Below are 18,149 nucleotides of genomic sequence, written 5' to 3'. Positions count from 1 at the left end.
GTAACTACGCTTCCTTACCATCTGGAAGCACAATATTGCTGGCAGCTAACTGCCCCATATTTTTGTACATAGCGCAGGCAGCTTCAATAATCGGCATCGCCAGCGCGGCCCCGCTACCTTCACCTAAACGCATCCCCATATTCAGATAAGGATCTAATTCAAGATGCGCCAGCGCGGTGCGGGCACCCTTCTCAGCGGAGAAGTGTGACGGGATTAGGTAGGGTTTAATCTGCGGTGCAATCTGGCTGGCCGCCAGAGCAGCAGAATACGAAAGAAAACCATCCAGCACGACCGGCAGGCCACAGGAGGCCGCACCAAGCATCACCCCCGCCATACCGACAAGATCAAACCCGCCAACCTTAGCCAGCACATCGACACCGTCAAGGCGATCCGGTTGATTGACGGCAATTGCCCGGCGCACAACGTCTACCTTATTCCCCACCCGAGAAAGAGGAAGGTTAGCGCCAATACCCACGACTTCCTCAGCATCACTGCCGGTCAGCACACTGACAATGGCCGCCGCAGGTGTGGTATTTGCCATACCAAGCTCACCGACACCAAACAGCGTTACGCCGTCTTTTGCCAGTTCATGGGTATAGCGGATGACTTCCAGCAACAGCTCTTCTGCCTGCGAACGGCTCATTGCCGGACCTTCGGCTATATTGCCGCAGCCGCGTGCCACACGCATATTCACCACACCGGGAATAGGTTCAGCATCAATCCCAACATCTATCACATGGACCTTCGCCCCCGCCTGAGCGGCCAGGACGCAGACGCCGGTCGTTCCACGCGTCATATTGGCAGCCTGAATAGCCGTGACAACTTTAGGCGAAACGGCAACCCCTTCATCCCACACACCGTGATCGGCGCACATCACCAGCATCGCTTTGCCATTCACATGCGGCACACCCTTCAGGCCAGGCATCCCGGCCAATTGTACGGCGAGAGATTCGAGTCGCCCCAAACTTCCCGGCGGCTTAAGCAAGCCGTCGATATGCTGCTGTGCACGCAGCATCGCGGCACTGTCGGGTGATGGGATCGTGCGGAGTAAAGAGGTTAAAGTCTGCATAAGTGTTCCAGTATGTGGGCTGACTCAGAGCAGAGCCAGCAAGAAAATCAACTCGCCAAGTTCAATGGCAGCGCCCAGCGTATCGCCGGTTTGCCCACCCAACGTGCGTTTTAATAACTGCCCAAGAATAAAAATCGCCACTATTGTGACAACCAGCGCTGCCACGCCGCGCATGCCGGGAAGTAGCACGGCGGCAAGGATCGCCGCTAATCCCAACGTAACGCAGGTTTGACGCCCGGTGACTTTGCCAATAAAAACGTTGCCCAGCCCTTCTTCGCGGGCATAGCGATGCCGATACATCAGCAACACCGCCGTTCCTCGCCCGGCGACACATGCAGCTGCCAGCACGGCCAGCATCGGCGTGCCACGCAAAGCCAGTTCACTCACCACCAGCACCTTCGCCAGTAAAACGAAAATTAACGCCAGTCCACCGTGGGTGCCCAGACGACTGTCGCGCATGATTTCCAGCATCCGCTCGCGTCGGCGCGCCGAAAAAATGCCGTCACAGGTATCCGCCAGACCATCCAGATGAAATCCCCCGGTCAGCAACGCCAGCGTCAGCACCGCAAAAAGGGCCGCCAACGGAATACCGCACCAGGGCTGGAGCGCCATAAAGACCAGCCCCGTCAGCCCTCCCAACACGACGCCAATCAGGGGAAACATCACAATACCGCGGGAATAATGCTCGAAATCCAGTCCTTGCGACCAGCGAGCAGGAACGGGCAAGCGACTGATAAAAGAGAGCATTGCCCAGAACAACTTACTCATTTAATTTTGACTCCAATTCCTGATACCACCAGCCAGACCTCATCCGCTGCCGCCGCCAGTCGCTGGTTCACGCGTCCTGCAATATCACGAAAATGCCGCGCCAGACGGTTCTCCGGCACAATCCCCATTCCCACTTCGTTAGTGACCAATACGATCTTTGCCGGGCAACGCTGACAGGCTGCGATCAGCGAACGGATTTCATCTTCGATAGACTGCTCCATCGCCGCATAATCCCAGCTGTCCGGATCGCTGTCACCGCCCAGCGCAAACAGCAGGTTGGTCACCATCGTGGTGATGCATTCCAGCAGAATAGCTTCCTGAGGATCATTCATGTCCGTGATCAGTTCATCAAGATGTTGCCAACGTTCGGCTGTCCGCCAGTGCGCAGGACGTCCATCGCGATGATGCTGAATTCGCGCAGCCATCTCCTCATCAAAAATCTGCGAAGTCGCAATATACAAAACGTTTGGGGAATCAGCGATCAGCGCTTCCGCATGCCGACTCTTACCGCTTCGCGCGCCGCCAGTAACCAGAATCATCATACTGGCTCCCGGTGTTGCTGCATGATGGTATAAATTTTCTCAATATCGATGTGTTGCCGCATCGCATCCGCCAGCAGATCAAACTGCTGCGATTTATATTGCGCGTAATGGAAGGTGGAATCCAGCGGAGCTAACCCTTTACGTTCTCGCAGGCCATTGATCAACGCTCGGGTGAAATCATCGCTGTCGAAAAGACCGTGAAGATAGGTGCCGAACGCCAGGCCATCCGGAGTGACCGCGCCGTCAGCAACGTTGCCGCCGTCTTTGTGCAACGTCATCACCGACCGGCATTCATCGGTTAATGCTGTTTCGCCCATATGAATTTCATAACCGCGAACGGATAACCCCGCCGTGCCCGCCAACCAGTCAGGCAGCGATGAGGACATTTTTCCCTCAACCAGGGTCGTGGTTTTGTGCTGGGCAAAATGGGTGACTGTATTGAGCAAGCCCAGCCCCGGCAGCGTACCGAGCCCCGACTCTACTTCATCAATGATGGTGTCACCGAGCATTTGATAGCCGCCGCAAATCCCCACCACCGGTACGTTATTACGATGTAATTGCACGACGCCATGTGCCATCCCGCTTTCACGCAGCCACACCAGATCGCCAAGGGTATTTTTACTACCCGGCAAAATCACCAGATCGGCCCCCGCCAACTCTTCAGGCTGACGAACATAGCGCACGCGCACATCCGGCTGCGCAGCAAGCGCATTAAAATCAGTAAAGTTAGATATGTGTGGAATTTGAACAACGGCGATGTCGATGTCGCGTTTGTCAGTGCGCAAATACTTGCCCTTTTGCAGCGCAACGCCATCTTCATCTTCCAGATCAACATCCAGCCATGGCATCACGCCCAGTACCGGAACACCGGTCAGCGCTTCAATTTGCTCGATACCGGAGTGCAGCAGCGTCACATCACCGCGAAACTTATTGATGATCACCCCTTTTACCCGCGCGCGTTCGTGATCATGCAACAGCGCCAGCGTGCCGTAAATGGAAGCAAACACTCCGCCACGATCGATATCCGCCACCAAAACGACAGGGCACTGAGCCATCTCTGCCATACCCATATTGACGATATCGCGATCGCGCAGGTTAATCTCTGCCGGGCTCCCCGCACCTTCCAGCACCAGCACATCAAACTCCTGCGCCAGGCTGTTATAAACTGACAGGATCTGTTCCCGCAGACGTGGCTTGTACTCGTGGTAACTCACCGCGTCCATATCGGTCGCCACTTTGCCCATTAGCACCACCTGCGCTTTTCGATCGCTGGTCGGTTTAAGCAGCACCGGGTTCATACGCACATCTGGCGTAATACCTGCGGCTTCAGCCTGAAAAATTTGCGCGCGGCCCATTTCTTTTCCCTCTGGCGTAATGCCAGAGTTCAGCGCCATGTTCTGCGATTTGAACGGCGCTGTATGCAGTCCATCCTGATAAAAAATACGACACAGCCCGGCGACCAATACGCTTTTACCTACATCAGATGCCGTTCCCTGCAACATTATTGCCTGCGTCATGACGCCTCCTTCAGTGCGTTCTCTCGCATACAGCTAAAAAATTCAGCCTCTGTTTTACACAGCGGGAAGCCCAGCTCTGTATGCAGCTTCACCAGCCAGGGCTGAGTTAATCCCGCTTGTTCAATCAGTTCAGTCTGGGCGAACACGTCGCCTGGCGCGCCGTGCGTGAGTACTTCGCCCCGGCGTAAAACGTACACCGCATCACTAACTTCATAGATAAGATCGATATCATGGCTGGAAATTACGACGCGGTTTCCTTGCGCAACGATGCGTTTGATTATCTCAATCATCTGCGTGCGGCCTGACGGGTCGAGGCCCGCAGTAGGTTCATCCAGCAGCAGATACTGCGCCTGCAACACCAACGCCCCGGCAATCGCTACGCGTTTTTTTTGCCCATGGCTTAAACACTGAATGGGCTGATGGCGAAAATGCTGGGCGTCGACCAGCGTAAGCGCATCTTCCACGCGGCGAGCGATTTCAGCCTCATCCACCCCAAGATTGCGCAGGCTAAAGGCGATATCGCTGTCAATATCGGTATAAAAGATTTGCTGATCGGGGTCCTGAAATACCGTTGCCACCTGTTGACGCAGCGCCAGCAGGCCGCGCTTGCTGTAATCCAGCGGTTTGCCCTGCCACATCACCGCGCCTTGCTGTGGGCGCAATAAGCCACTCAGGTTCATAAACAGCGTGGATTTCCCGCAACCATTAGCGCCTACCAGCCCGGTGACGGCATGCGTAGAAAAATCCAGCGTTAGCCCTTTGAGGATCGGGTCATCCTGATAGCGAAACCAAAGCGCTGAGGTGGCAAGCATACTTTTCCTTACAGGTGAAAATCACCCTGATACAGTTTGATATCCAGTGTGGTGGTCATTTGCTGGTAGCGGATCAACACGCGGGTAAACAGCAATCCCACCAGCATTGCCAGAGAGCGGTAGCCCAACGGCAAGCTACGATAACCAAAACGCAGCGTTTGTGCGCGATGAATAGCCAGCGCCTCGTCTAACAGGATAAAAATAAACCGCCAGGTCAGCAGGATCTGCTCAGTTAGCAGGCGAGGAACATGCGCGCGTTTGAGTAAGATAATTAATTGCGGAAACGGCAGATTCAGCACCAGCCAGAAAGTTGCCGCCAGCGCGGCAAGGCTGCGCCAGAAGGTTTCATTGGCGGTTACCAGACCTGGCGCGCTGATCCCCAACCAATAACTTCCCACAGGTATGCTGGCCAACAGCGTCTGTGGATCGCGGCTGATGCTAAACAAAATGGTCACCACGCCAACCGTGAGAAAACCAAACGGTAATGCCATCCAACGGCACCAGCGCCAGAAGGAAATACGCAGCAGCCAGCAGCTCAGCGCGGCAATAAGTAAAAGCTCAATACCCTGCCCCAATGGGGGCAGAGTAAACGCCAGAATCATCATCACCAGCCAGAGCAGAAATTTCCGCACCGGCGAGACATGAACCCAACGGCTTTGATAGCTAAGCCTGTCAAGCCCGGTCATCACGGCGTTGCCTACCCTTGGTGTAACCCAGGATATAGAAAATCACAGCTGCGCCCAGCGATCCCTGGAGTGTAAACAGCAGACTTTCAATTTCACCGCTTGCGGGTTCATACAACGGCTGGAACCAGGGCTCATAATGCGGGGCAATAGCCTGAATCTGGCTTTCCGCCTCACCATCTGAACCGCCGTATTCCCCACCGTGGTTGATAAAGAACGGCAGGATCACCAGCGCCACTACCATGCCCAATATAATCAGCGTCTTTTTCATCGTTAATGCCCTTGTGCGGTTATCAACTGGCGTTTGGTTAGCTGATCGTAAATCAGCACGGTAAGTAACCCTTCCGCAATCGCAATTGGGATCTGCGTCAGGCAGAAAATCCCCATGAATTTAATGATTGAGCCGGTAGCACCAGCAGAGGGATCCGGGAACGCAACGCCCAGCTGTACCGAGGTCACAAAATAGGTGACGAGATCCGCCAGCATCGCACACAGGAAGACGCAGACATCACGACGCAGCCCTGCGCGGCAGGCCATTTTCCACACCATGTAACCCACTACCGGGCCAATTACCGCCATCGACATGCCGTTCGCGCCGAGCGTCGTTAAACCACCGTGTGCCAGCAGCAGAGCCTGGAACAGCAGGACAATCGCCCCAAGGATGGCAACCACGCCCGGTCCAAACAGGATAACCGCCAGGCCTACACCGGTAGGATGTGAGCAGCTTCCTGTAACGGAAGGAATTTTCAGCGCCGACAGCACAAAAATAAAAGCGCCACACAGGGCCAGCAAAACCTTCTGGTGGTTATCCTCCTGCACAATTTGGCGCAGACGTACCAGCCCGTACCACAGGCAGGGTAAAAACAGCAGCCACCAGGCCAGCGCCCACATCGGCGGCAAGAAACCTTCCATAATGTGCATGGCGAACGCTTGTTCAGGAACAATCATCAGTAATAGCGCCGCAGCCAACCCGCTGAAAGACAGCTGTTTTAGCTGTTGTTCAAGCTTCATTGTGCATACTCCCACTGTTTATTGACCAGAATGGTCGAGAAATAAGGCAGCGGCTGATCGTCGCTCACCTCATCGAGATGACGCCAGCACTGTTCACCTGGCAGCGTGGCTTCAGACATCATTAATGCACAGTCCAACAAACCCTCTTGTTGTAGCAGCGCTTTAATACGCGCAAAACGACCGTACACTTTCATCAACACCAGACTGTCATGCTGTTTTAACGCTTGCTGGATTTCCGCTTCCGGTGCGGTACAGGAGACCACCGCCAGTGACTGCTGCTCCATAGCGAGCGGCGTTTTGGAACGCGCGGCAATCGCGGCGAAAGACGTGACGCCAGGAACGATTTCCAGCCAGTCAGGACAACCAATACGCTGAAGTAAAAAGACCCAGGTGCTGAACAGCATCGCATCGCCGAGAGTGATAAACCCCACCTGCTTACCGGCCTCGACTTCCTGAACCAGCGCGGCAGCAACTTCATCCCAGACGGCCTCTTTTTCAGCGCTGTCGGCACTCATAGGAAAATGACAGCAGCGGACTTCGGTCTGTTCACCGATATACTCACGTACAATCGACAATGCCAGACTGTCACCGCCTTTACGCCCGGCAGGCGCATAGAGAATATCCAGCGCGCCCAGCGTGCGTGCGGCACGCACGGTAATCAAGTCGGAAGCACCTGGCCCGGTGCTCAGTGCATACAGTTTTCCGCTCATGCTGCTTCCTCCAGCGCCACATTAAGCGCCTGCTGTAAATGTGCCACGAACATGGCGCGAACCGCCGGGTTCTCACCCAGACCACTAAGCCACGGCGTAGCCGGAATCCCTGCTGCATTGAACAACGTTTTCCAGGAATCATCTTCGTCGGAGGCCATATCGTTGATGGCATGGTCGCCAGCGACTAACATCAGCGGCATCAGATGCACCGCCGTCACCCCTTCCTGAGATAAACTTTCAATCAACACATCCACTTCCGGATAGCTTTCCACCGCCCCAACCCGCGCGGGAAAGCGCTGCGCCGTCATCATGTGGTCGAGACAGGCATAGGCGGCAAAAGCATGGTGGCTGGCGCCGTGTCCCATAAACACCACTTTTTCACTTTCGCCAAGCGCCGGCATCTGCTGTTGCAGCGCCAGCATCAACTGGGTGTAATCTTCATGGCTGCTCAGCAGCGGTACACCCAGCGTCAGGCGTGAAAACAGCGGACGCATACTTTGCACTTCGCGGACAATTTTTTCGTATTCGTCGCCATTGATAATGTGCAGTGACTGAATAGCCACATCCTGATACCCCTGCTCCGCCAGTTTTTGCAGCGCCTGCAGCGGCGTGTCGATTTCAATGCCGTCGCGCTGCTTGAGCTTGCGGATTATCATCCCGGAGGTAAACGCCCGGAACAGGTCGCGGTCAGGGCAGCTAGCTGCAAGATCGCGCTCACAGGCCACAATATTTTTCTCGCAGGTGTCGTGATAGCTGGTGCCAAAGCTGACCACCAGAAGCGCCTTTTTCATCTCAAACTCCTTAAGCAGTGGCCAGCCAGCGCGTTAAACGCACCCCAAAGGCGGCCTGACTTTCCAGTAACTCTTCTCCCGTCACCAATGGTGCCGGACGTGTAATCACGATGCAGGGGATTCCGGCATCCAGACAGGGCTGAACCTTTTCCTGATAACCACCTTCAGCGCCAGATGCTTTGGTGATCACCACATCAGCCTGGCACTGGCGATAAAACGCGGCGTTGAACTCGGCGCTGAACGGTCCGCACAGTGCGAAGATTTCACCGACACCAAATCCCAGATCCGCGCATTGCTGAATGACCTCAGGAACAGGCAGAACGCGCGCCAGCAGCGTTTTTTCAGGCAACCCTTCGCGCCAGATGGCCAGATCTTTACTGCCGGTCGTCAGCAGCACACGATCGCCGAAGCGTCGCGCCACCTCACAGGCTTGCGGAATGCTTTGTACGGTATACAGGTGCGGGTGAGTTAACCCACTCAACTGCTCAGGGCGCTGGTAGCGGCTTAGCAGTACGCCCGCCGCTTCGCAGGCGCTCATGATGTTGCGGCTCACCACCTCGGCGTACGGATGCGAGGCATCGATCACCCAGCGCGTCCGATTTTCCTGTAGCCAGGCAATCATTTGTTCGCGCTCCAGACGCCCGCAGCGCACCTGGCCTTTGATGTCTCCCGCCAGTTGTTTCCCTGTTGGGGTTGCAACTGACAGGGTGTAGGCCACGTTTGCCGCATCCAGTTGCTGGCACAGCATGCGCGCATCGCTCGTACCGCCCATGACCAGCACATCACCGTAATTCACAGCACATAACCTCGTGGCGTGATCATCAGGCCGTCCTGAACATAGGTTGTTTTGTTACCCACGATCACAAGGCTGGTCATATCAACCGGTTCGAAATCCATTTCACCGAGCGTGGTTAACCATTTTTCCTGCTTTTTACGTCCGGCAGACTTCACAATACCAACCGGCGTTTGCGCGCTTTTGCTGGCGGAAAGCAGCTCAAATGCGCGCGCCAGATGACCTTCGCGACCCCGACTGCGCGGGTTGTAGAAACAGATAACAAAGTCTGCCTCACCGGCGGCAACGATGCGTTTTTCAATAACCGGCCATGGCGTTAACAGATCGCTTAAGCTGATGTGGCAGAAGTCGTGCATCAGCGGCGCGCCCAGCAAAGAGGCCGCGGCAATACTAGCGGTCATGCCAGGTATTAGCCTGACCTCAACATCCAGCTTTTGCTTGCTGACCAGTTCGAGCACCAGCCCGGCCATACCGTAAATCCCCGCGTCACCGCTACTGATCAGCGCCACGTTATGACCCGCCTGTGCCAGTTCGATCGCCGCCTGGCAGCGTTCAATCTCTTTGCACATTCCGGTTTTGATCACCTGCTTGTCACCCGTGAACGCTTTTACCAGATGGGTGTAGGTTTTATAGCCAACGATGATTTCCGCTGCCTGCAGTGCTTCAACGGCTTCCATGGTCATCATTGCCTGCGAGCCAGGGCCAATTCCAATTACGCTTAACATCAGTGTGAAACTCCCAAAGTGATGGTGACGCCCTGTTCTCGCAGGGTCTCGCCTAACAGTTTTCCGTGGCTCAACAGCCAGGCTGCAGGACCGGAAACGCTTCCTGTACCTACCGTTTTGCGAACAAACGATGAGGCCGGAAAACGGTGCTCATGCTCACGCAGCGCGTCAGCGGTAAAGGTTTCGAAAGGAACGCGACAGCACGAAGCCAGTTGGATAAGTCCCTGTTCATCTTTTTTCAGCGTGATGCTGCCAATCGCTTTTAGCGCCAACGGATCGAGCTGTTGAGCTTCAAGTTGCCGGGCAAGCAGCGCAGCCAGCAGAGGGAACGGCGTATCACGGCGACAGCCAATTCCGGCCACAACCCGCTGTGGCACCAACTTCCAGTGCGGAACAGGCAGGTCAGGTAAATTGGTGCGTAAGGTGATGCACACCAACGCATCCAGTTCGGGGAGCTGGTTAAGATCGGTAACCGTAATAAATCCGCGCCGGTCGCAATGGCTGACATCCTGCGTCAGTTCGTCATCCCACCACAGACCAACCCGTTTATTGCTGACCAGCATCTGATTCACGATCTTCACCGCCGAACGGAAATCACTCATCCGGGCATTCAGTTGAAATGCCAGCGTATCCAGTGCCGCCATATCGTTCACATCCGTCGCGGTAGTGATAACCGGGTCAGCGCCCAACATGCCCGCCAGATAACGCGCCAACGCATTGGCACCGCCCGCGTGGCCGGAGAGCAGGCTGATGACATGCTGGGCACGTTCATCAATGACCACCACTGCCGGATCGCAGAATTTGTCATTGACCAGCGGGGCCAGTACGCGGACCGCAATGCCGGTCGCACCGATAAAAATCAGCGCCGAGTAATTCGTAAACGCTTCGCGGGCGGTATTCGCAAAACCGTTTTCAAAGGGAATAAACCCCTCCTCCAGCAGCTTTTCACTGGTAAAACAGGTAACCGGCAGCATGGCTGCCAGACGTTTCGCCAGCACAACGCCACCAGGAGTCAGGCAAAAAAGCGCAATTGACTCAGGCTTTACGGTATTCATGGCTAAAGTCCGCCGCATAGAGTTTGGAGTAGTGATACTCCGAGCCCAGGAAATTACCGACCAGAATAAGGGCCGTTTTACGGATGCCCGCATCGCGAACCTTGTCGCCAATATCCGCCAGGGTCCCGCGCACAGTCTGGCTTTCCGGCCAGGTCGCTTTATAGATCACCGCCACGGGCGTGGTCGCCGGATAGCCGCCTTCAATCAGACGCTCAGCCACCCGATGAATGCGCTGGACGGAAAGATAAATCGCCATAGATGTCTGGTGACTGGCAAAAGACTCCAACTGTTCACGTTCCGGTACCGGGGTGCGGCCTTCCAGGCGCGTAATGATCAGACTCTGTGAAACTTCAGGTACGGTGTACTCCACACCCAGCTCCGCCGCCGCGCCGAGGAACGCGCTGACGCCAGGCACCACCTGCCAGTCAATCCCGCGTTTGGTCAGCTCCTCACCCTGCTCGCGTACGGAACCGTACAACGAGACATCGCCGGTTTGCAGGCGCACAACGGTCTTGCCCGCTTTCACTCCAGCTTCCATCAGATCAAGGATCTGCTCCAGATGCAGTTCAGCGCTGTCGTGACATTCAGCACCGGCAGGGCAATACTCCAGCAGTTCAGTGTTAATCAGCGATCCGGCGTAGATAACAACCTGCGCCTGCTGTAGCAACCGGTAACCTTTGAGGGTAATCAGCTCGCGATCGCCAGGACCTGCGCCAACAAACCACACGCTACGGGGATCAAAAATCTCAGACATGGTTTCCTTCCTTCTGACAGGCGATAACAAATACGGGGTTATTCGGTTTGAAATAGTGACCACTGCCAAGCGTGGCAAGCGAGGAAACCTGTAACTGCAGGCAATCCACTCCCTGTACGCCAAGATGGTCCAGATGTGCCAGCGCGGTGTTGAGGTTTTCCTGGAGGATAAACGTCATCACCAAACGCCCTGCGGGATGCAATTGGCGCATCGACCAGTCAATCAGTTCGGTCAGATGGCCGCCGCTGCCGCCCATGAAGATGGCATCAGCCTTTTCCGTGATGGTCATTGGTGCGACACCGGGAAAAATATCGATATTTGCGCAGGCAAAATGCTGGCGGTTTTCATCCAGCAACCTGAGCGCCGCCGGGTTACGTTCGATGGCCGTTACACGTAATCCGGGATATTGCAACGCCGCCTCTATCGACACACTGCCGGTTCCGGCGCCAATATCAATCAGGTGACTGGCGCGGTGTAATTCAAGTTTTGAGAGGGCAAGTGCGCGTACCGCTTCTTTAGTCATCGGCACTTTCTCTCCACGCAGAAACAGCTCATCTTTCATCAAGGATCACCACTGCATTCATGTCATAGTCAGCGTTAACTTCACGCACAGGCAGGAAATGGATCTGTTCGTTTTCCATCGCCAGGTTTTCGCCAATCACCATCCAGCGATGCCCCTTGCCTCGGGCAATGAGCTGCTGTGCGATTTCACGCGGGCCACACAGCGCATCAGTCACCATCGCCACCTTGTTATGCCGCGCCAGCTCGTCGAAACAGACGCTGCGGCCATGGCTACTGGTCAGCCACATATCGTTCATATCAATACCGGACTGCGCGCACAGGTACTGCACCGCGCTAATACCGGGAATTATCCGCACATTCTCAATGCCAAAATGCGCCACCATGCGCGTCCCGATGCCGTAAAACAGCGGGTCGCCAGACGCCAGTACCACAACATGCTTCTCCTGGTGCGCACTAATCCAGCTCAGGAGTTCCGGGATATTGGCGCCAAGAGCAAACTGTTCACCGGCAAAATCCGGGAATTGCTGCAAATGCCGCTTTCCACCGACCAGAACATCCGCCGTCGCGACCGCTTCACGCGCCGCAGGCGTCATCAAATGCAAACCGGCTGGCCCCATCCCTACAACGGTTAACATTGCATCTCCTCAGCAATCTCTGCGACCGGGCGATTACTGCCAAGCACCTGATTATCAAAAGAAAACATGATAGCGTCGCAGGTCGGGGGATTTTTGGTAAAGCGCAGCGTTTGCAGGACACGCATACAGATGCGCTTAGCCAGGTGGTTATAAATGTGCTGAAAACCGTATGCGTCGATGTGTTCCATCGCCGCCTCGGTGGTATCGCAGTCGCTGACCAGCGTCAGCAGTTCCAGCGGTGCGCCAAGTAGCGCGAGGTGGGCCACCAGCGTTTCCATGCGGGCATCGGCAATATGGCTATGAGTGTGGAAGATCCCCGCCGCGATTTTGACGAGCTTACCGGGGTGCCCCACCAGCACGATTTGCCGGAACCCCAGACGTACGGCTTCTTCAATCATGTAACCGACAAAGTTGCTCATGGTGACCACAACCTGGGTGTCGATACCCATCTGCTCGCGAACAAAACGCTCGCCGTGGTTTCCAGGCACCAGTACGACACGCTCCAGCCCCGCCGCCCGCTTAATTTCCAGCTCCAGCGACAGTGAACGCTTCCAGCTCTCTTCCGACATCGGCGTGACAATACCCGTGGTGCCAATAATCGAAATGCCGCCCAAAATGCCAAGGCGCGAGTTGTAGGTTTTTTGCGCCCGTTCTTCGCCTTCTGGCGCGAAGATTTCAATCTGCGCCCCACGATTTGGGCCAATCGCTTCGCGGACGGCAGATTCAATGGTCTGGCGAGGTGTACGGTTAATCGCCGAACTGCCCACCGGCAGGCCAATCCCTTTGCGGGTTACCGTACCGACCCCTTCACCGCCCTGTAAGGCAATCACGCCACTATCGTCTAACGTCACGCGGGCAAAAATCAGCATGCCGTGGGTGGCGTCCACATCATCTCCACCGTCTTTGCGGATGGCCGCTATTGCCTGCTGCCCTTCGATATGCGGTGACTCCACGCTCAGGCACAGCGTCACCCCGGAAGGCGTCACGATGGAAACCTGATGGATGAGGTGTTGGCGCAATACCATCAACGCGGCAACTTTTGCCGCCGCCGTGGCGCACGATCCCGTGGTATATCCTTTACGCAGCGCTTTACCGTTGTGCCACACCGGCGTATCGAAGGCCTCGCTCATCGCGCCCCCTGCATGTGATAAAGCATGGCGTTGACGATAGCGGCGGCGACATTGCTTCCCCCTTTGCGGCCTAACGCTGCAATGGCGGGCAAATTGCTTTGGGTCAGGGCATCTTTCGACTCTTCAGCACCAACGAACCCGACCGGTACACCCACCACACCGCTGACGGCAACATCATGCTCAAGCAGGCGGAACAGCGCAGTCGGTGCGTTGCCAAAGACAAACAGCTTTTCCCCCTCTTCCTTCACCGCAATGTCGACAGCAGCCATGGACCGGGTAATACCCTGCTCTTTTGCCGTACGCACGACCCGCGGGTCACTGATGTAGCAGCGGCATTCACCGCCGAATTGTGCCAGCAGCGTTTTATTGATCCCGGAAAGCGCCATCGTGGTGTCGGTATAAATCACGCTCGAACGGCTAAGCGCGGCACAAAACTGCTCCAGCACATCACTGGAAAACCACAGAATGTCCAGCCAGTCGAAATCCGCCGTCGTGTGAATGACCCGCTTGATAATGGCTTCATGTAACGGACTGGCAAACTGATAGTCCGGACGCGTTTCACGGATGATCTCGCCAATAATGTCGAAACTTTTGGCTTCAATCGCCTGGGGTTGCTGGATATATTGCATTATGTTGTCCTCAGGCTACACCGACCCACAGCCACCGCAGCGCAATAAACAGCGCCAGTGCCAGCGTCGATGCCACCCACATCAGTCGAATCGTATGGGAAATGTCGTCTACCGAAATGTCGCGTTGAGCATCACCGATCCACGGTTTCTCAACGCGCTCGCCAAAGTAGTCATTAGGACCACCCAGACGAATGCCTAATGCCCCGGCTACGGATGCCTCTGACCACGCACAGTTTGGGCTGCTGTGGTTGTAGCGATCGCGCCAGCCAATCTGTAAAGCTCGCGAGCCGTCTTTACGGCATAAAAATGCCGCCACGCCCAGCAACAGCCAGCTCAGTCTTGCAGGAATAAAGTTCGCAACATCGTCCAGACGCGCGCTGACCATACCAATAGCGCGGTATTTTTCATGTTTGTAGCCCACCATGGAGTCAAGGGTGTTTACCGCTTTGTAGGCCATCGCCAGGGGCGCACCGCCGAGGAGGAGAAAGAACAACGGCGCGATAATGCCGTCTACGGTGTTTTCAGCCACGGTTTCCACCACCGCGCGATTGATCTGCTGCGGTTGCAGTTGTGAGGTATCACGCCCCACAATCCATGACAATTTTTCCCGACTCTGAGCAAGGTCACCGGCCCGCAGCGGACGTTCGACATCCTGCGCGGCCTTTGCCAGGCAGCGCCCGGCCAGCACGGTAAAGATCATCCATACCTCTACCACCCAACCCAACCAGGGATGAACAGATTCTGCCAGTGCCAGCACGCCCCAGGACACAGCCCAGGTCAGACCAACCACCACAATCCACATCACCGCACCGCCAATGCGCAGCGCACGGTCGCTATGACAGTAACGCCGAACAATTCGCTGCACGGCAGAAATCAGATTGCCAATCCAGCGCACCGGATGCGGCCAGTTCTGCGGATCGCCGATGATAAAATCAAGCAGCCAGGCAACACACCACGCAAGGATCGTCATAGCGCACTCCTCGCGGCTGCCAGCCAATGGTTAAGCATCTGCGGACGTTGAGCAAAATGAACGTGTAGATAGCTGGCGAAGGTGTTTCCGACCTGCCAGCCGCCGGACCAGGCTTGCAGCGTTTTACCATCGCGCACTTTGCGACAGTTCATCACCGCTGGCGTTTCAGGAGTAAAATCAGAGTAGTGGAATTCATGTCCGCGCAGCACTTCACCTTCTGCAGCTAACAATGTTTGCTGCGCGGCCTGCGCTTCGCAGTAGCCAAATCGGGTCAGACGTTTCCCCATTTTGCTGTGGCCGGGAATGATATCCGCCATCAGCCAGGTATCGCCGTTGCTGTCCTCAAGCGAACTGCCGAGATACATCAGCCCCCCGCACTCTGCATAAATCGCGACGCCACGTTGATGTGCCTCTCGCAGTTGATTCAGCATCGAGACATTGCGAGCCAGCGCCGCAGCGTGTAGCTCAGGATATCCGCCACCTAACCAGATCATCTGACAGTCCGGCAAACAGGTGTCGTGCAACGGGCTAAAACGAACAATATTTAGCCCCGTACGTTCCAGCAGCGTAATGTTATCCGGGTAGTAGAAGTTGAAGGCTTCGTCATCGGCAATTGCAACCGTTAGCCCTGCTCCGGCGTCTGCGGCGGGCAGCGTTGGCCATTCGCCAGCAGGAAGATTGGTTGACTGGCTTAATGTCAGCAGCGCGTCAATATCAAGAGTTTGCTCCAGTGTCGCGGCAAAAGCCTGCCACGGTTGCTGATTGATAACCGACTCACGTGCGGTTACTAAACCCAGATGACGTTCGGGAAGGGCAACGCCCTCCATACGTGGTACGTAGCCCAAGACGGGTACATCGCAGTAACGTTCGATTGCGACTTTCAGTAAGTGGTAATGCGTTTCGCTGTTAACCCGATTAACAATAACCCCGGCGATGTTCAGGGTGGGATCAAAATGCTGAAACCCCATTACCGTTGCGGCGATTGAAGTGGAAACGGCTTTACCATCAACCAGTAAGATGACCGGACAGCCTAACTGTTTAGCCATCGCGGCGGTGCTGCAGTAGTTTGGGTCGGTACCATAGCCGTCATACAGCCCCATCACACCTTCAATAACGGCAATATCCGCATGTTGCATCTGCTCGTTGAATAGAGCGTTCAGCGTGGGGACGGGAAGCATGAAGCTATCAAGATTACGGGAAGCGGTACCGCATACCGCTGTATGCCAGCCGGTATCAAGGTAATCAGGACCCACTTTGCATGGCTGGACGCGCAAACCGCGTTTTTTCAACAAGCTCAACAAGCCCAGCGTCACCGTGGTTTTACCACAGCCGCTTCCGGTACCTGCAAGAACAAATGCGTGAAAATTGGCCGCCATACCCTGATCCTGTTCAGGGTGGTAGGGGTGTAGAGATACCCAGTCTCTCGACTGTATGCATCTGAACCACCCACTTCCCACCGAAGTTGTTGGTAGTCACTGACAGGCAGGTCTTCTGGCTTAGCGTCATCCTCACCCGTCCTTCCCAATCTTGCGATCAGTGGTCCATACGGGGTCGTCAGCATCACAGCAGCGGGGGCTGCGGGGGATTCTCACCCCCTTCCCTACCACAAATGTGGCAAACCTGTCAGTTCAAGAGCCTGGTTAATTAAGCTCTCTGTTATGAGGTAATTTCACAACCTCATGACAATAATTCAATTTAATATCTTTCCGAGTTCATTCAGCCAATTTTCTGGCCTTAACCCACTTATTCATACGTTCACTTTTTGAATGAAAGTATCAGCTAAGAATAAAGAAAGTCATTCGCGCAGACACTGTATCTCATCACAAAAATAAAAACTGGTGCAGTTTATCCCTCTAATACCATTATTTTGTTGCGCTATGACAATTTATTGACTGCTGTTGTCACATTTCATTTTATAATGACTGACATAGCACCCGATATCAAAAATCGGCAATAGCAAAATATTGCTATTTAAGCGGATTCACCGCGTGAAATGACATTTATTTGCTGGCGAAATGCCTGCGGCGTAACCTGATAGGTCTGGCGGAAAACTTTGCAAAAATAACTTGTTTGCGAAAAGCCTAAATTACGCGCAATGCTGGCTATGCTCCAGTCACTGTGACAAAGCAGCTCTTTGGCACTGGCCATTCTTTGCTGGTTTACCCATGCGTTAAAACCAATACCCTGATATTTTTTGAACAATTTGCTGAAATAGTACGGGCTAAGGAAAACATGAGAGGCAACATCTTCCAGACGCAGATCGTCTGATAAATGTGCATCAATATAGCGCAGGGCTTTTTTCATTTTACTGTCATGAGGGTTGGTACTACGGTTAGCGCGTACCGGCTCTGACTGCTGCGGGTTATCTTTGATAACAACAAAATTAAGTTGTTTCTTAAGGCAATTTTCGACGATGAGCTTGAGTAAATCCGCTGAAGCAATGACTCGAGAATAGTCCATTTCAGGTACATTACGGAACTCGTTTACCAGTTCGGGATCGGCTTGCCAGCGGTCATCGACGTTCAGAATATCAACGAGGCCTACATCGTTACTTAAGCGTACTTGTCCACAAAGCACGAACCCTACCAGGTGTCCCGCGATGACCAGCGGAATTGAGAAATCGGTAAGCCCGGCATGGCAGCGATAAATGCAGGGTTGATCGGATTTAGAGGCTTCCAACCCTCCACAGCGGTCGCTCATACGACAACGCGTACTATGCTGAGGATGCTGGCGCATCAACTGGCAAAAAGGAGTGAAATTAAAAAGCTCAGAAATTTCATCACCGTGAATATTGACAACCACAACAGCCAGACTGGTGGCCTGTGCAAAATCCTGTGCGATTTTATTAATGAGTTCTGAGTTCAGGGCACTCGCAGAAATCATGATAAAACCTCTCAGTTAATTTATTGTTATAAATAAAACATATTATTCACACATTCATTTTCATCTCGCGATCCGGCGCGCTGATGAAAGTCAGCATTGAACATAACAAAAGTCTCCCATTGTTGGGAGACTTTTTAAGCCGTTCAGGAA

The 18,149-nt window shown here is 54.6% G+C and carries 21 protein-coding genes and 1 riboswitch; all 21 genes read right to left on the bottom strand.

Annotation, left to right across the window (positions count from 1 at the left end; all coding sequences use genetic code 11):
* Positions 1 to 4 precede the first annotated feature (4 nt).
* On the bottom strand, positions 5 to 1,069 hold the full coding sequence (cobT, locus tag OGX89_RS11630) for a nicotinate-nucleotide--dimethylbenzimidazole phosphoribosyltransferase (RefSeq protein WP_003834080.1): 1,065 nt from the start codon (positions 1,067 to 1,069) through the stop codon (positions 5 to 7).
* 24 nt (positions 1,070 to 1,093) lie between these two features.
* The gene (gene cobS / locus OGX89_RS11625) at positions 1,094 to 1,837 is read right to left on the bottom strand and encodes an adenosylcobinamide-GDP ribazoletransferase (RefSeq protein ID WP_125112521.1); all 744 of its coding nucleotides are present in this window, start codon (positions 1,835 to 1,837) and stop codon (positions 1,094 to 1,096) included.
* On the bottom strand, positions 1,834 to 2,379 hold the full coding sequence (gene cobU / locus OGX89_RS11620) for a bifunctional adenosylcobinamide kinase/adenosylcobinamide-phosphate guanylyltransferase (protein ID WP_125112522.1): 546 nt from the start codon (positions 2,377 to 2,379) through the stop codon (positions 1,834 to 1,836). The genes cobS and cobU overlap by 4 nt, the downstream gene beginning before the upstream one ends.
* The gene (locus OGX89_RS11615; protein WP_003834085.1) at positions 2,376 to 3,896 is read right to left on the bottom strand and encodes a cobyric acid synthase; all 1,521 of its coding nucleotides are present in this window, start codon (positions 3,894 to 3,896) and stop codon (positions 2,376 to 2,378) included. The genes cobU and OGX89_RS11615 overlap by 4 nt, the downstream gene beginning before the upstream one ends.
* Positions 3,893 to 4,708, bottom strand: a complete 816-nt coding sequence (locus OGX89_RS11610; RefSeq protein ID WP_003834086.1) for an energy-coupling factor ABC transporter ATP-binding protein — start codon at positions 4,706 to 4,708, stop codon at positions 3,893 to 3,895. The genes OGX89_RS11615 and OGX89_RS11610 overlap by 4 nt, the downstream gene beginning before the upstream one ends.
* An 8-nt stretch (positions 4,709 to 4,716) precedes the next feature.
* A complete protein-coding gene (locus tag OGX89_RS11605; protein WP_003834087.1) occupies positions 4,717 to 5,394 on the bottom strand; it encodes an energy-coupling factor ABC transporter transmembrane protein in 678 nt (225 codons plus the stop codon).
* Entirely contained in the window at positions 5,381 to 5,662 is a 282-nt protein-coding gene (locus OGX89_RS11600; RefSeq protein WP_003030289.1) for an energy-coupling factor ABC transporter substrate-binding protein, read from the bottom strand. Before OGX89_RS11600 ends, OGX89_RS11605 begins: the two co-directional genes overlap by 14 nt.
* A gap of 2 nt (positions 5,663 to 5,664) precedes the next feature.
* On the bottom strand, positions 5,665 to 6,402 hold the full coding sequence (gene cbiM, locus OGX89_RS11595) for a cobalt ECF transporter S component CbiM (protein WP_003834098.1): 738 nt from the start codon (positions 6,400 to 6,402) through the stop codon (positions 5,665 to 5,667).
* The gene (locus OGX89_RS11590) at positions 6,399 to 7,112 is read right to left on the bottom strand and encodes a cobalt-factor II C(20)-methyltransferase (RefSeq protein ID WP_003834099.1); all 714 of its coding nucleotides are present in this window, start codon (positions 7,110 to 7,112) and stop codon (positions 6,399 to 6,401) included. Before OGX89_RS11590 ends, cbiM begins: the two co-directional genes overlap by 4 nt.
* Positions 7,109 to 7,903: a sirohydrochlorin cobaltochelatase gene (gene cbiK, locus OGX89_RS11585; RefSeq protein WP_003834103.1), complete on the bottom strand. Its 795-nt coding sequence runs from the start codon at positions 7,901 to 7,903 to the stop codon at positions 7,109 to 7,111. Before cbiK ends, OGX89_RS11590 begins: the two co-directional genes overlap by 4 nt.
* Before the next feature lie 10 nt (positions 7,904 to 7,913).
* Positions 7,914 to 8,699: a cobalt-precorrin-6A reductase gene (locus tag OGX89_RS11580; protein WP_003834104.1), complete on the bottom strand. Its 786-nt coding sequence runs from the start codon at positions 8,697 to 8,699 to the stop codon at positions 7,914 to 7,916.
* A complete protein-coding gene (locus tag OGX89_RS11575) occupies positions 8,696 to 9,421 on the bottom strand; it encodes a precorrin-3B C(17)-methyltransferase (RefSeq protein ID WP_003030278.1) in 726 nt (241 codons plus the stop codon). Before OGX89_RS11575 ends, OGX89_RS11580 begins: the two co-directional genes overlap by 4 nt.
* Positions 9,421 to 10,476 (bottom strand): cobalt-precorrin 5A hydrolase, encoded by a 1,056-nt coding sequence (gene cbiG, locus OGX89_RS11570; protein WP_003834107.1) that lies wholly within the window; start codon positions 10,474 to 10,476, stop codon positions 9,421 to 9,423. The genes OGX89_RS11575 and cbiG overlap by 1 nt, the downstream gene beginning before the upstream one ends.
* Positions 10,457 to 11,230 (bottom strand): cobalt-precorrin-4 methyltransferase, encoded by a 774-nt coding sequence (locus tag OGX89_RS11565; protein ID WP_003030275.1) that lies wholly within the window; start codon positions 11,228 to 11,230, stop codon positions 10,457 to 10,459. Before OGX89_RS11565 ends, cbiG begins: the two co-directional genes overlap by 20 nt.
* Positions 11,223 to 11,792 carry a decarboxylating cobalt-precorrin-6B (C(15))-methyltransferase gene (locus OGX89_RS11560; protein ID WP_003834109.1) on the bottom strand — a complete coding sequence of 190 codons (570 nt, stop codon included), beginning with the start codon at positions 11,790 to 11,792 and terminating at the stop codon, positions 11,223 to 11,225. The genes OGX89_RS11565 and OGX89_RS11560 overlap by 8 nt, the downstream gene beginning before the upstream one ends.
* Positions 11,782 to 12,387 carry a cobalt-precorrin-7 (C(5))-methyltransferase gene (locus OGX89_RS11555; protein WP_003834111.1) on the bottom strand — a complete coding sequence of 202 codons (606 nt, stop codon included), beginning with the start codon at positions 12,385 to 12,387 and terminating at the stop codon, positions 11,782 to 11,784. The genes OGX89_RS11560 and OGX89_RS11555 overlap by 11 nt, the downstream gene beginning before the upstream one ends.
* On the bottom strand, positions 12,381 to 13,517 hold the full coding sequence (cbiD, locus tag OGX89_RS11550; RefSeq protein WP_003834113.1) for a cobalt-precorrin-5B (C(1))-methyltransferase CbiD: 1,137 nt from the start codon (positions 13,515 to 13,517) through the stop codon (positions 12,381 to 12,383). Before cbiD ends, OGX89_RS11555 begins: the two co-directional genes overlap by 7 nt.
* On the bottom strand, positions 13,514 to 14,146 hold the full coding sequence (locus OGX89_RS11545) for a cobalt-precorrin-8 methylmutase (protein ID WP_063940447.1): 633 nt from the start codon (positions 14,144 to 14,146) through the stop codon (positions 13,514 to 13,516). The genes cbiD and OGX89_RS11545 overlap by 4 nt, the downstream gene beginning before the upstream one ends.
* Positions 14,147 to 14,156: 10 nt before the next feature.
* Entirely contained in the window at positions 14,157 to 15,116 is a 960-nt protein-coding gene (gene cbiB / locus OGX89_RS11540) for an adenosylcobinamide-phosphate synthase CbiB (RefSeq protein ID WP_003834117.1), read from the bottom strand.
* On the bottom strand, positions 15,113 to 16,492 hold the full coding sequence (locus OGX89_RS11535; protein ID WP_125112523.1) for a cobyrinic acid a,c-diamide synthase CobB: 1,380 nt from the start codon (positions 16,490 to 16,492) through the stop codon (positions 15,113 to 15,115). Before OGX89_RS11535 ends, cbiB begins: the two co-directional genes overlap by 4 nt.
* An 88-nt stretch (positions 16,493 to 16,580) precedes the next feature.
* Positions 16,581 to 16,755: riboswitch (cobalamin riboswitch) on the bottom strand.
* Positions 16,756 to 17,087: 332 nt separating this feature from the next.
* On the bottom strand, positions 17,088 to 17,999 hold the full coding sequence (pocR, locus tag OGX89_RS11530) for a transcriptional regulator PocR (RefSeq protein WP_003834122.1): 912 nt from the start codon (positions 17,997 to 17,999) through the stop codon (positions 17,088 to 17,090).
* Positions 18,000 to 18,149: the final 150 nt, after the last annotated feature.

It is taken from the genome of Citrobacter sp. Cpo103, from assembly GCF_030332605.1.
In the GTDB taxonomy this organism is placed as follows: domain Bacteria; phylum Pseudomonadota; class Gammaproteobacteria; order Enterobacterales; family Enterobacteriaceae; genus Citrobacter; species Citrobacter portucalensis.
The sequence above is the reverse complement of the archived record's forward strand: the minus strand, read 5'-3'. Positions and strand labels throughout refer to the sequence as shown.